This is a genomic window from Streptomyces sp. NPDC028308, assembly GCF_055565855.1.
Genome location: NZ_JBVHTO010000002.1, coordinates 263754 through 275499, shown reverse-complemented (window position 1 = coordinate 275499; position 11746 = coordinate 263754). Strand labels below are relative to the sequence as shown.

The following is an 11746-nucleotide window of genomic DNA, read 5'->3' as shown; positions in this document are numbered from 1 at the left end:
CACGGACCCGCGAGGAGGACGCGTGCAGCAGAAGAAGGGCGCCCCCCTGCGCTCCGACGCGCAGCGGAACCGCGAGCGGATCCTGGAAGTGGCGCTGTCCGAACTGACGCTCTGCGCGGACGTCCCGCTCAGCGTGATCGCCAAGAAGGCGGGCGTCGGGCAGGGGACGTTCTATCGCAACTTCCCCAACCGCGAGGCCCTCGTCCTCGAGATCTACCGCCACGAGATGCAGCAGGTCGCCGATGCCGCCACCGAACTGCTCAGGTCCCGCGAGCCCGACCGCGCCCTGCGCGAGTGGCTGGACCATCTCGCCAGGTTCGCCATGACCAAGGCGGGCCTGGCGGACGCGATCCGTCAGGCCACCAGCACGCCGGACGGCCCCGCGAAGCCCGGTCACACCCCGGTGACGGCCGCGGCCGAACTCCTGCTGCGGACGAACGCGGAGGCCGGCACCATCCGGACCGGGGTGACCGCGGACGACCTCATCCTCGCCATCGCCGGCCTCTGGCAGCTCGACCCCCGAGGCGACTGGCAGCCCCGTGCCGCCCGTCTCCTGGACTTCGTCATGGACGGACTGCGCGTCGGGGCGACCGGGAGACCGGCACCGCGAGAACGCTGACGGAGACAGCCGCCGTCCCGTCGATCTTCTTGACGAAGATCGCCCTGCTCTGCGAGATCCTGCGGGTGCACCGCGTACTGAAGTCGGCTCCGCCCGCCCTTCCGGGGGACGTGACGGGACACGTGGACGGAGCCGGGAACCTGCCGGACGGCACGCGAGCCGAGGGGCTGTTCGCCGCGCTGCGCCCCGCTTGCGACCCCGCGAGTCAGTGACGGGGCGAGCTGTGGGCAGGGGTCAGGCGCCCAACTGTGCCCGGACGGCCGGGATTTGTGCGCACGACAGCGGGGGAGTGGCAGGGCACCCGCCGCGTAGACCTCAGTGCTCCAGCAGGCGGGCGAGACGGTCGACGGTCTTCTCGCCCGCCCGTTGCTTGATGAGGCCCTCCTTGGCGGCGGCCCGAAGACGCACGCCGGTGCCTTGCTCGCCACCGGGGTTCAGGACGGCGGTGACCACCACCGGATTCAGGCCGCCGAAACCGCCACCCCCCATCACGCGGAGCGCTGTGCCGCCAGTGCCGTCCGTACCGGTCTCCACCCGCCACGGCTCGGCCCCGGTGCTCACCTCGGCCATGGCTCCGCGTACCCGCTCCAGAGCGTCGTCGAAGCCGAGCGGCAGCAGCAGGGTCGCTTCACCGACGTTCTTCTTCAGGCGTTTGGCGGTGAAGGCGGCGCCACTACGCCCCGACCCGGCGAGCGCGCCGAGTGCCTCCACCAACAGCGCGTCCTCGGACTCGTCCGGCACCGTGTTCCTCCTCGGCTCCGACGGCAACTAGGAGCATCGTGCCATCCCCGCGGCACGCTGCACTCGGTACAGCACAGTCGCTACTCGATTATCGGGGTGCGACGCCGGTTGCTGGGTAGGTTCCGCGCATGAGCGATGTTGTGGACTCTGACGAGCTGCTCCGCCGGATCCAGCGCGCCCGGGACTGGGCCGCACAGGAGGAGCAGCACTGGAAGACACGGTCGGGACAGTCCGGGGACACGGAAGTGGACGGCGCTCGCGAGGCCGACATCCTCGCCTCCGTCTACGAGGCCGTCCGCAAGGTCTTCGACGAGGTCGTCACACCGGGGAGCAACAGTGCCGACTAGGGCCCCTCGTTCAGCGCGGTGAGGGCTCGCCGGCTCAGGGCGATTGTCAGTGCCGGGTGCGAGGCTGACCGGTATGGATGAGCAGCAGTTCATGCGCGGCAGGGTCTACGGCGCCGACCATGAAGATCCTGATCCCGGCCCGCGGCCGGGACATGACTACGTGGAGCTGATCGGCGGCCCCTTGGACGGGCTCCTGCTGGACGTGACCGACCGGCCTGGGCACCGCCATGGGGAGGACGTCGCGCTGCCCACGGAGATAGGGCGCTACGGTCCGGGCGGCCGTGCCCTGTACGGCCCGAGACCCGGTGACGAGCGCCGTTACGACTGGCACGGCGACACCCCCTGACGGTATGCGGGTCCGGGCGGAGTGTTCCCCATCGGACCCGCATACCGGCCGGACCTCAGCGGCCCGGTGATCGGTCAGCGGCGCATCAGAGCGAACACTCCCCAGCCGAGGTACTCGCGCTCGTAGCGCGTGTAGTTGGCGGCCGCGTTGTCGAGCTCGGCACGTACCTCGGCCGCCAGTTCGTCGGCGGGGTTGCGGTCCAGCCAGCGGCGCAGGTTGAGCCACTGTGCGGCGCGGTACCGGTCCCAGCTCGCCTGATCGGCCAGCACCATCTCGACCACGTCGTAGCCGAGGCCGGTGAACTGCTCGATCAGCTCGGGGAGCAGCAGGAAGTCGGACCGGTCGGCGGCGTGGCAGGCCTCGACGCTCTCCTGGTCGGGCGGCAGCCGGCGCCAGTACGGCTCGCCGATCAGCAGCAGACCACCGGGACGCACACTGCGGGCGAGCAGCTCGACCGTCCCGGACGGGCCACCCGCGATCCAGGTGGCGCCGATGCACGCGGCGACATCGACCGGCTCGTCGGAGACGTGCCCGCCTGCGTCGCCGTGGACGAAGCCGACCCGGTCGCTCACTCCCAGTTCGACGGCGCGGGCGCGGGCGCGCTCGGTGAACACGGTGCTGATGTCGACGCCGGTCCCCATGATGCGGTGATCGCGCGCCCAGGTGCAGAGCAGCTCTCCCGACCCGCTGGCGAGGTCGAGCACGCGCGATTCGGGCGCCAGGTGCAGTGCCCGTCCGAGCGTGGCCAACTGGTCGTCGGTGAGCGGGTTGTGGATGCGGTGACTACTCTCGCGAATGCTGAAGATGCGTGGAAGATCCACGGGAGGGGTTCCTTCGGTTCGATGTGGTCGTGGCGTCGAGAGGGGACAGTCGGTCGGAACCGGCCGTCGTTGCCTGGACCGTCATCAAATGCACCTCATCAGAACGTGTGGATCTCGAACCGAGGTGACGCTAGAGCCCATGACGTCTGCGTGTCCACCGATTTCGGACGCCGCCGGGGGCGTGGAGCGACTCCACCTCTGGACCACGTCCTTCTTCAACCTCAGTGACGCTCACGGCCACGAAGTCCCGGGCGGCTGCCCGGAGTGCGTGAACGGCCCGGATGACACGCTGGGTTGCTGCATGATGTCTGTCAGCGACAACGTCCCAGGGGGGATCATGCACTTCCGCACCACCATCGCGGCCGCCACCGCGGTACTCGCCGTCACCCTCGCCGGTTGCAGCAGCGGCGACGACGGCGGCGAAGCCAAGTCCGCGCCCAGCAGGGCCGGTACGTCGGAGCCGTCGGCCGCGAAGACTCCCGGGGCCGAACAATCCGGTGGCGCGACCCCGGGCGACGCGAAGAAGGCGACGGGCATCCCCGCCGAGCCGGACGCCGCCACCCGGGCCCAGTTGATCAGGGCTCTGAGCGCCATCGACCCCGCTTTGGTGGCCGACGAGGACAAGGCCGTAACCAACGCGCGCAATCAGTGCTCGACCCTCGACGGCGGTCGTCGTGCCGAGACCGCCGCCAGGACCCGCTTCTCGACCAGCGATCACAAGGTCACGCATGTCGAGGCCAGGAAGATCAACGTCGCGGTGTCGACCGTGCTCTGCAACTGACGACCCCGCTCGGGCGAGCCGCACTGTTCGCCAACGGCCGGATCGGGTTCCATACGGCAGGCAGGCAGGCGCGTAGAGGAGGGCGGAGCGCTGGCGGGGCGGCGGCGGACTCTTCGCCGACCGCAACGGCCGTCGGCAGCAGCACCGGATTCGCACACAGTGCCGCTGCTGGGCTATTATCAGTCCAGAGCGCGACGCCGAACTGCGGTTGCTGCGCCTGGCGTTGGTGGTCCAAGGAAAGACGCCCCACTTCCCGTGGGGAAATGCAGGTGCAAGGCCTGCCCGGCGCTCCAGACAGTCCCACCCCGGTCACCCGGGGTGGGACTTTTTGCTTGTCCCCGCTGCACCGCCCACGCGGGCTTCCTCGGTCCGCCCCCCGCCATCGTGCTCAGCGGATGGGCTCGCCGATGCCCAGCATGTTCCCCTCGCTGTCCCGGAACCAGGCACCGCGTTCGCCCCGCGCGCCCTTGCTCGGATAGTTGCCCTCGATCTCCGCGATCCCGTCCACCGTGCGCAGTCCAGGTACGTCGACGTCCTCGAACACCACGCCACGCCGCCTCAGTTCGGCCACCGCAGTGTCGAGATCCTCGACCTCCAGCGCCATCTGCGTGAACGTGCCGGGCGAGGTCCCCGTCGACTGGAAGAGCACGAATTCACCGCCCGCGCACCGGTACAGGAGTCCGCCGGGCCGCTCGTCGGCCGGTTCCAGGCCGAGCCGCTGCGCGTAGAAGCGCCGCGCCCGCTCCAGATCCTGGGCCGGGAGCCTGGTCGCCACGCGAGCCAGGGTCAGAACGCTGCCGCCACCTGAAGTCATGCCCCCACTCTGCCGTGAGCGGCGGCCGCACGGGCGTAGGTGACAGGCGCGTGCCCGCGGGTCGCACCGTTGGCGCGGAAGGGACCGGAGGGCGGTTCCGCGGCCACAGGTACGAAGGCCGGACGTGCTCTGTTTGGGACCGGCGACGGGGGTACCTGGCAAGGGCCCAGCGCAACACCCGTACCGGGATGCCCGTCCTCCTCCGCCGCCCAGGCGGCGGATCCAGAGCGGAGGCGGACCGGTCGTCCCCCTGCGACAGGTCGGCACGGCATGGCTTCCCTCGAGAGTTCCGCGCGCATGCTCGGCGGTCTGCTGCGCGACAGTCACGAATGCGCCTTCGAGGAGCTGCCGGCCCTGCTGGCCGGGCACGCGGAGACCGCCGGTCTGCGCCGGGTGCGCCTGTTCGTGGTCGACGTGCAGGAGAACGTGCTCCGCGAGGCCACCGGCGCGGGACCCGACGCGGGCCAGGGCGGGCAGGAGTTGCGGATCGACGCCACGCTGCCCGGCCGCGTCTTCCGTGCCTCGCTCAGCCGGTCCACACCCGCCGACGACGGCCTGCAGCACTGGATCCCCGTACTGGACGGAACCGAGCGCCTCGGGGTGCTGTGCGTGGAGACCGAGAGCGCACCGGACGGGCAGACGGCGCAGGTGATGGAGGACCTCGCGTCCCTGGTGGGCCTGCTACTGGTGTCCAAGCGGCACCACAGCCATTCCTACGCCCGCCTCACCCGCACGCGCCCCATGTCGGTGTCGGCGGAGATGCAGTGGACGCTGATGCCGCCCCGCACGTTCGCCAACAAGAGGGTGTCCATCGCCGCCTCCATGGAGCCCGCCTACGCCACGGCCGGCGACGCCTTCGACTACGCGCTCGCCGGTGACACGGCTCATCTGGCCGTCTTCGACGCGATGGGGCACGACACCTCCGCCGGGCTGACGGCGAACCTCGCGATGGCCACCTGCCGCAGCCGGCGAAGGCGCGGCGAGAACCTCATGGAGGTACGCGAGGCCATCGAGGCGACGCTGATCGAGCAGTTCGCCCAGAGCCGGTACGCCACCGCGGTACTGGCCGAACTGGACACCGTGACGGGCACCCTCACCTGGATCAACTGCGGGCACCATCCGCCGATCCTGATCCGCGGCGGCCGTTGGACCACCTATCTACGGTGCGCTCCCACTCATCCGCTCGGCGCGGGCCTGGGCCTTCCCGTCGTCCTGTGCAGCGAACAGCTCGAACCCGGCGACCGGCTCCTGCTCTACACCGACGGCATCGTCGAGGCCCGCGACAGCCGGGGTGTGGAATTCGGTCGCGAGCGCTTCGTCGACTTCATCATCCGTCACCAGGCGGACGGGCTGTCCGCGTCGGAGACGCTGCGCCGTCTGGTGCACGCGGTGTTGGAGCACCGCGCGGGCACGCTCACCGACGACGCCACCGTGATGCTCTGCGAGTGGCGCGGCGGGCCGCACGTCGTCGCCGCTGACGGGTGACGCGCGCCGTTCGCCTGTCGGGCGGGGCGAGACGGAAAGGGTGTCGGGGATGCCCAGGGCGGGGTCGGAGGGGAACGCGGCGGGCGCGATGCGCACGGTCGGCGGCGTGGCAGGTGGGCACAGCCTCGTCCGGTACGCCATCGTGAACGAAACGCAGGGATAGGCATCAATCGTCCGAAAAAATCAGAGGAACGCAATGGCTGCAGTGACGGAGCCGGTCGCCCCGGTGCCAGTGGCGGGGCGCAGCAAAGGACAGGTGATCGTGTCGTGGCTGACCACCACGGACCACAAGAAGATCGGGCACCTGTACCTGATCACATCGTTCGCGTTCTTCCTGTTCGCCGGCGTCCTCGCGCTGCTGCTCCGGGCCGAACTGGCGCGGCCCGGACTGCAGTTGCTCTCCACTGAGCAGTACAACCAGACGTTCACGCTGCACGGCACGATGATGCTGCTGCTGTTCGCGACCCCGACCTTCGCGGGTTTCGCCAACGCGATCATGCCGTTGCAGATCGGTGCGCCCGATGTGGCCTTCCCGCGGCTCAACATGCTGGCGTACTGGTTCTTCCTGTTCGGCGCGCTCATCGTCGTCGGGAGTCTGCTGACGCCGCAGGGCACGGCCGACTTCGGATGGACGGCCTACATCCCCCTCAGCGGCGGGGAGCGCAGTCCCTACGTCGGTGGCGACATGTGGATCATGGGGCTGGCGCTGTCCGGGTTCGGCACGATCCTGGGTGCCGTCAACTTCATCACCACCATCATCTGCATGCGGGCACCGGGCATGACGATGTTCAGGATGCCGATCTTCACCTGGAATGTGCTGCTGACCTCGGTCCTGGTCCTGCTGGCTTTCCCGGTGCTCGCGGCCGCGCTGCTCGTGCTGGAGGCCGACCGTCGCTTCGGGGCGCAGGTCTTCAACCCCGAGAACGGCGGAGCGCTCCTGTGGCAGCACCTGTTCTGGTTCTTCGGCCACCCCGAGGTCTACATCCTGGCCCTGCCCTTCTTCGGCGTCGTCACCGAGGTCCTGCCGGTGTTCTCCCGCAAACCGATCTTCGGCTACGTGGGCCTGGTCGGCGCGACCATGGCGATCACGGGGCTGTCAGTGGTCGTGTGGGCGCACCACATGTTCGCCACCGGGGCGGTGCTGCTGCCGTTCTTCTCCTTCACGACGTACCTGATCGCGGTGCCCACGGGGGTGAAGTTCTTCAACTGGATCGGCACCCTGTGGAACGGCTCGCTCAGTTTCGAGACGCCGATGCTGTGGGCGACCGGATTCCTGGTGACGTTCCTGTTCGGCGGCCTGACCGGCGTCATCCTGGGCTCGCCTCCGCTGGACTGGCACGTCACCGACACCTACTTCGTCGTGGCGCACTTCCACTACGTGCTGTTCGGGACGATCGTCTTCGCCATGTTCGCCGGATTCCACTTCTGGTGGCCGAAGATGACGGGCACGATGCTCGACGAACGCCTGGGGAAGATCCACTTCTGGACGCTGTTCGTCGGCTTCCACACCACGTTCCTGGTGCAGCACTGGCTCGGCGCGGAGGGCATGCCCCGCCGGTACGCCGACTATCTGGCGAGCGACGGTTTCACGGCGCTGAACACCGTGTCGTCCATCGGTTCCTTCCTGCTGGGTCTGTCCACCCTGCCGTTCCTGTACAACGTGTACAAGACCGCCAAGTCCGGACGGCGTATCGACGTCGACGACCCGTGGGGCTACGGCCGCTCGCTGGAGTGGGCCACCGCCTGCCCGCCGCCCCGCCACAACTTCGTCGCCCTGCCCCGGATCCGCTCCGACTCGCCCGCGTTCGACCTGCACCATCCCCAGATTGCGGCCATCGACCAGAAGGAACACTCCGGGCGGCGCGACGCCATCGACCCGGAGGGCGACTGAGGGCGACGCGCATGAGAGGCGATCACGGGAGGGACCCGCTGCCCCCGGCCGCGGCAGCGGGCCTCAACGATCTCGAAGGCTTCCTGATGGCGCAGGCCGAGTACCAGGCGGCCGAGCGCGAAGCACGTTCCTTCACCGACCGCATGCCGTGGCTGACCACCGCCCAGCAGGAGGAGGTCGCCCGCCAGTACGTCGCCGAACGCATCAGGCTCAACCAGCGGGCGCTGAGCACGATCGTCGGACGTACCCGTGCGCTGCGCGGCGAGTACGAGGCCCGCTACGCCTTCCTGCGCGCCAAGCTGCTGAAGAGGTTCGGCGTGGCGGTGTGCACCGTCCTGATGTGCACGGCCGGCATCACCGCGTGGGTGGCCCGCTGGACCACGGGCGACTGACGTCCACCGCCGTCCTCCCCGGCACCGGTCTCGCTTGCCGGTACCGGAGAGACGGACGGGCCGGGGGACCGGCCGCGGCGAACACGTGGTCGCCGCCGCGAAGACCCCCTCAGCCCTCCACCTGCTGCTGCGTGTAGCTCCACGCGTACTGCAGCCAGTCGGAGATCACCACCGCGCTCAGTCCGGCGGCGGCGAGCCGGGCGGCGCGTGGCGCGGCCGCGTATCCGCACATCAGACCGGTGGCCGCCCAGGTGGAGGCACAGAACGGGCAGCTCAGAAGTTCGCCCACGGCCTGCCCCACCGCTCCCTCCCGGCGCGGTTCGTCCATGACCTCGCTGCCGCCACCCGCCTCCTGGCGGCGGGTGAAGGGCGCCCGGAGAAAGCTCGTGATCTTCCCCTTGGTCACCAGCCGCGACACCTTGTACGTGGCCGTGCCGATCACCAGGAGGTCCCACGGCGGCACACCGGCGGGCAGGGGGCGTCCCGACCTCCGCAGCGCGAGCGTGGCCAGCGCGGTCGCCGCGCCGTAGGCGCTCGCCAGCACGGCGTACCCCCGCAGCGGAACGGCCTCGCCGGGCGCGTACGCGTCGTCCACCTCGTGGCCGCCCATGCCGCGTACCGGCCAGCCGTGGGAGCAGGAGCGCGCACCGTCGCCGGTCCCACCGCTGTCGTCGGCCGCTTTGAAAACCATGGTCGTTCCTCCGTATTCGCCCGGCTGATCACCGGGCCCCGCACCAACGCCGCTCGTCCGACACCCGGCCCGCCGGAACCACTCACCGAGGCGGTGTGGCCGCCGGATCAGGGCCGGGCACGAAGACTGTCAAGCGCCGGGTACCCGAATCTGCCTGATGAAGCAGCTTCCGGGCGGTGACTCATGGCCTGGTCCCAGCACCCTGGACCCGCGGCCCTCACACCGAGCGGCTCGCACGCCCACAACGCGGACCGCCGGACCCGGAACCGGACCGTCGCGACCACCGGAGAGCGGCGACAGGCGACCGCGAAGCAGTCGCTCTCCGGCGGTCGCCTACGGGACTGTCAGCCCTCCATGGCCTTGCGGACTGCGTCCCGGGTCCGGTCCATCAGAGCCGCGACGGGACCCAGCGTCACGTTGGCCGCGGCGGACTCCACGCCCGGATGCGGACGGGTGGGCGCCATGGCCTCGGCGGCCTTGACACCCTTGGCCAGCGCGGCCAGGGCGGCCGCGTCGGTGCTGCGGCGGATATGGGTGAACTCGTAGCGCTCCTCGGCCCGGGCGTGCTCCTGGACGTCGGCTCGCAGCGACAGGAACTGCGGCATGAACTTGGGATCGCGGGTGTCCGTGTCGTCCAGGGTGCTCAGCGTCTCCTTCGCGGCACGCTCCTCGCCCAGGCGGGCGTCCACGATCTCATCGCCGCCCTCGACGTTGCGGCGGACGAAGGGATGCACGACCTCCTCCTCGGCGGTCTCGTGCACCGCCAGCAGCCGCACCAGCCGGCGGAACGCATCCTGCCGGGCGTCCCCACTGGAGGCCTCGACCTCGTCGAACAGGTTGCGGATGTCACCGTGCTGGCGCATCAGCAGGGCCACCACGTCGTCGTCCGGCGCGCCGTCGTCTCCGGCCGGCGGGGTCTGAAGTTCGGTCATGGCGGCCGCCTCACTTCTCTCGCTGGGAGGGATCAGGGTGCTCGCCCTCGGTCTGCACCCGGTATTCGCGGCCGAACATGCTGTCGTGTTCCACCATGACCCGGTCGCTGGGCGGTGCCTCGCCGCCGTGGATCTCCTCCTGCATCTTCTCGAACCGCTCGTGCGCCTCCCGCACCTAACCGGCGCCGAGCGTCGTGAGGTCCATCTGAGTGTCCAGCAGCTCACGCAGGTAGGCCTTGTTCGGCTCGAAGGTGAGCACGTTCGGCAGTTCCGGGGCCAGTACCGACTCCGGGTCCCGGCCGTCGTGACGGCGCATCAGATCGCAGGCGATGTGCAGGTGTTCCAGCTCCTGGTTCAGGTGCAGCTCCCAGATGGCCTTCACCTTGGGGTCGCTCTCCTGCTCCATGAAGGAGTAGTACAGGTAGCACTCGTTGTACTCGTGGTTGACGAGTTGCTCCCACCATGTCTCACCGGGGTCGACGAGCGACTCGTAGTGGGTGACGTGCTCCTCCTCGATGAGCCCGATCTCCTGGTAGAGCTGGCGGGCGATCGGTTCCATGTAGGTGGGGCCGGTGTTCATGTAGAAGTTCATCGTCTGCTGTTCCGCCAACATGATCGTCAGCGCGTGCAGCTTCGACAGCGGGTCCGTGGCGTCCTTGTCGTACGGGTCACGCACGTTGTCGACCGGATTGCGGTGGTGGAAGCGGGTGGGCCGGCCCGGCATGACCTCGGTCAAGCCGTCGACGATCGACTCCGCCTTGCGGTGCTCGATCATCTCGTACAGGTTCGCGTACCGGTACAGGTGGTCGAAGTCCTCCAGCACGCCGAACTGGTAGGCCTGCTTCAGATAGGGGTCCGGCTCCATCCGGGCGACCCACGCGGTCAGGTCGACCGCCACCTGCTCGTACGCGATCGTCGTCTCCAGGACCGACGAGACGCCGGGCAGCAGCCAGTTCACGACCTTCTGCTGCTGCGCCTCGATGTACCGGGTCCGGGCCAGTTGCCGCTTCACCTCGGGATCGACGGTGTTGCGTGCCAGCTGATGGCTGAACATGATCGCCTCGACCTCGATGCCGTTCATGGCGATGATGCGGCAACGGGTGTACGGGTCGCAGTGATCGGGGTCGATCGGCTTGACGTTCAGCTCGCGCCAGTTCCTCAACTGACGGTCGAGCGGGATGCCACGCTGCTCAAGGGGATTGAAGGTCACCTGCGTCTCCTCAGCCGGTGGTGGGGACGCCCGGTTACCCAGGGCGACCTAGGGCCTGTCGTTTGGATCAGGCCGGGGTCGCGGGGTCTGGCACGCACATCTGCGGCGTTGTCGTCGGTCGCCGAAGCTCCGCTTCGACTCCCTCCTCCGCCTTGCAGCTGCACGCACCAGACCCCGCTCGGGTCGGCCGGGACGAACCGTCTGTCACGGCCGACCTGATCCAAACGACAGGCCCTAGATCTCACTTCGTGAACAGGAGACAGCCATACTTGGCTCTGATGGCATCGTCCACCGCCTGCCTCGCCGCCCAGCGGGCGCCGTCACCCGGATGGCGGCCCTCGGCTGACCGGCTCCGAACCGGGAAGTAGAGCCGGCCGGACCGGGTACTCGGCCGGCCCCTGCACTCAGAAAGGCCGACCGCAGATGATCAGCGAAAACCACGTCCGGGAACTGCTCGCCGCGCAGGACGACACCGCGCTCGTCCTACTGGAGGGACGGGCCGAGGTGGTCGACGCCACCTCCCTCGACTCCGACGACTACCGGGGAGCCGCCGTCCTGCTGACGCGCGGTGATCTCGCCGACCGTCTGGGCACGGCGACACCTTCGGAGCACGAGATCCACGAACTGGCCGCGACCTTGGACGCGATGGCCTCGAAGACGGGCGCCTGATCCACGG

14 protein-coding genes and 1 pseudogene are annotated in these 11746 nt (G+C 69.4%); 9 read left to right on the top strand and 6 right to left on the bottom strand.

The annotated features are described in order from the left end of the window. Positions 1 to 22 precede the first annotated feature (22 nt). Positions 23 to 619: a TetR/AcrR family transcriptional regulator gene (locus tag ACZ4VA_RS05565; protein WP_355788706.1), complete on the top strand. Its 597-nt coding sequence runs from the start codon at positions 23 to 25 to the stop codon at positions 617 to 619. A 29-nt stretch (positions 620 to 648) separates the two neighbouring features. Further along, positions 649 to 831 (top strand): hypothetical protein, encoded by a 183-nt coding sequence (locus ACZ4VA_RS05560; protein WP_355788709.1) that lies wholly within the window; start codon positions 649 to 651, stop codon positions 829 to 831. A 103-nt stretch (positions 832 to 934) separates the two neighbouring features. Here the strand turns inward: ACZ4VA_RS05560 and ACZ4VA_RS05555 are convergent, their stop codons facing one another. After that, positions 935 to 1360 (bottom strand): hypothetical protein, encoded by a 426-nt coding sequence (locus tag ACZ4VA_RS05555; RefSeq protein WP_355788712.1) that lies wholly within the window; start codon positions 1358 to 1360, stop codon positions 935 to 937. A 128-nt stretch (positions 1361 to 1488) separates the two neighbouring features. Here ACZ4VA_RS05555 and ACZ4VA_RS05550 point away from each other — a divergent pair, with 128 nt between their 5' ends. Together ACZ4VA_RS05550 and ACZ4VA_RS05545 are read left to right on the top strand one after the other, a co-directional pair. Then, entirely contained in the window at positions 1489 to 1707 is a 219-nt protein-coding gene (locus tag ACZ4VA_RS05550) for a hypothetical protein (RefSeq protein ID WP_355788715.1), read from the top strand. 73 nt (positions 1708 to 1780) lie between these two features. Continuing rightward, positions 1781 to 2053, top strand: coding sequence for a hypothetical protein (locus tag ACZ4VA_RS05545; RefSeq protein WP_355788718.1), 273 nt, complete (start codon positions 1781 to 1783; stop codon positions 2051 to 2053). A gap of 74 nt (positions 2054 to 2127) precedes the next feature. On the opposite strand, the gene ACZ4VA_RS05540 is transcribed toward ACZ4VA_RS05545, so the two are convergent. Then, positions 2128 to 2874, bottom strand: a complete 747-nt coding sequence (locus ACZ4VA_RS05540) for an SAM-dependent methyltransferase (RefSeq protein ID WP_355788721.1) — start codon at positions 2872 to 2874, stop codon at positions 2128 to 2130. Between the two features lie 337 nt (positions 2875 to 3211). On the opposite strand from ACZ4VA_RS05540, the gene ACZ4VA_RS05535 reads away from it, so the two are divergent. Then, complete coding sequence (locus ACZ4VA_RS05535; protein ID WP_389389816.1) at positions 3212 to 3655, top strand: hypothetical protein; 444 nt, start codon at positions 3212 to 3214, stop codon at positions 3653 to 3655. A gap of 388 nt (positions 3656 to 4043) precedes the next feature. Here the strand turns inward: ACZ4VA_RS05535 and ACZ4VA_RS05530 are convergent, their stop codons facing one another. After that, positions 4044 to 4469 carry a VOC family protein gene (locus ACZ4VA_RS05530; RefSeq protein ID WP_355791071.1) on the bottom strand — a complete coding sequence of 142 codons (426 nt, stop codon included), beginning with the start codon at positions 4467 to 4469 and terminating at the stop codon, positions 4044 to 4046. A 270-nt stretch (positions 4470 to 4739) separates the two neighbouring features. On the opposite strand from ACZ4VA_RS05530, the gene ACZ4VA_RS05525 reads away from it, so the two are divergent. The 3 genes from ACZ4VA_RS05525 (at position 4740) to ACZ4VA_RS05515 (ending at position 8237) form a co-directional block, all read left to right on the top strand. After that, positions 4740 to 5954, top strand: coding sequence for a PP2C family protein-serine/threonine phosphatase (locus ACZ4VA_RS05525; protein WP_468079952.1), 1215 nt, complete (start codon positions 4740 to 4742; stop codon positions 5952 to 5954). A gap of 196 nt (positions 5955 to 6150) precedes the next feature. Beyond that, entirely contained in the window at positions 6151 to 7845 is a 1695-nt protein-coding gene (gene ctaD, locus ACZ4VA_RS05520) for an aa3-type cytochrome oxidase subunit I (protein ID WP_356167577.1), read from the top strand. Positions 7846 to 7856: 11 nt separating this feature from the next. Beyond that, entirely contained in the window at positions 7857 to 8237 is a 381-nt protein-coding gene (locus tag ACZ4VA_RS05515) for a hypothetical protein (RefSeq protein WP_468079950.1), read from the top strand. 109 nt (positions 8238 to 8346) lie between these two features. Here ACZ4VA_RS05515 and ACZ4VA_RS05510 read toward each other — a convergent pair whose 3' ends face one another. The 3 genes and pseudogenes from ACZ4VA_RS05510 to ACZ4VA_RS05500 form a co-directional block, all read right to left on the bottom strand. Continuing rightward, positions 8347 to 8928: a DUF1360 domain-containing protein gene (locus ACZ4VA_RS05510; protein ID WP_356240626.1), complete on the bottom strand. Its 582-nt coding sequence runs from the start codon at positions 8926 to 8928 to the stop codon at positions 8347 to 8349. 344 nt (positions 8929 to 9272) lie between these two features. Next, complete coding sequence (locus ACZ4VA_RS05505) at positions 9273 to 9860, bottom strand: hemerythrin domain-containing protein (protein WP_468079948.1); 588 nt, start codon at positions 9858 to 9860, stop codon at positions 9273 to 9275. Between the two features lie 10 nt (positions 9861 to 9870). Next, positions 9871 to 11070, bottom strand: a pseudogene (locus ACZ4VA_RS05500) (hypothetical protein). Positions 11071 to 11493: 423 nt separating this feature from the next. On the opposite strand from ACZ4VA_RS05500, the gene ACZ4VA_RS05495 reads away from it, so the two are divergent. Beyond that, positions 11494 to 11739, top strand: a complete 246-nt coding sequence (locus ACZ4VA_RS05495) for a hypothetical protein (protein WP_468079946.1) — start codon at positions 11494 to 11496, stop codon at positions 11737 to 11739. Positions 11740 to 11746 lie beyond the last annotated feature (7 nt).

Bases quoted from the DNA above. Each gene is read 5' to 3' on its own strand.
- ACZ4VA_RS05550 (WP_355788715.1), top strand. From the start codon at position 1,489: ATGAGCGATGTTGTGGACTCTGACGAGCTGCTCCGCCGGATCCAGCGC.
- ACZ4VA_RS05545 (WP_355788718.1), top strand. From the start codon at position 1,781: ATGGATGAGCAGCAGTTCATGCGCGGCAGGGTCTACGGCGCCGACCAT.
- ACZ4VA_RS05535 (WP_389389816.1), top strand. From the start codon at position 3,212: ATGCACTTCCGCACCACCATCGCGGCCGCCACCGCGGTACTCGCCGTC.
- ACZ4VA_RS05530 (WP_355791071.1), bottom strand. From the start codon at position 4,469: ATGACTTCAGGTGGCGGCAGCGTTCTGACCCTGGCTCGCGTGGCGACC.
- ACZ4VA_RS05525 (WP_468079952.1), top strand. From the start codon at position 4,740: ATGGCTTCCCTCGAGAGTTCCGCGCGCATGCTCGGCGGTCTGCTGCGC.
- ctaD (WP_356167577.1), top strand. From the start codon at position 6,151: ATGGCTGCAGTGACGGAGCCGGTCGCCCCGGTGCCAGTGGCGGGGCGC.
- ACZ4VA_RS05515 (WP_468079950.1), top strand. From the start codon at position 7,857: ATGAGAGGCGATCACGGGAGGGACCCGCTGCCCCCGGCCGCGGCAGCG.
- ACZ4VA_RS05510 (WP_356240626.1), bottom strand. From the start codon at position 8,928: ATGGTTTTCAAAGCGGCCGACGACAGCGGTGGGACCGGCGACGGTGCG.
- ACZ4VA_RS05505 (WP_468079948.1), bottom strand. From the start codon at position 9,860: ATGACCGAACTTCAGACCCCGCCGGCCGGAGACGACGGCGCGCCGGAC.
- ACZ4VA_RS05495 (WP_468079946.1), top strand. From the start codon at position 11,494: ATGATCAGCGAAAACCACGTCCGGGAACTGCTCGCCGCGCAGGACGAC.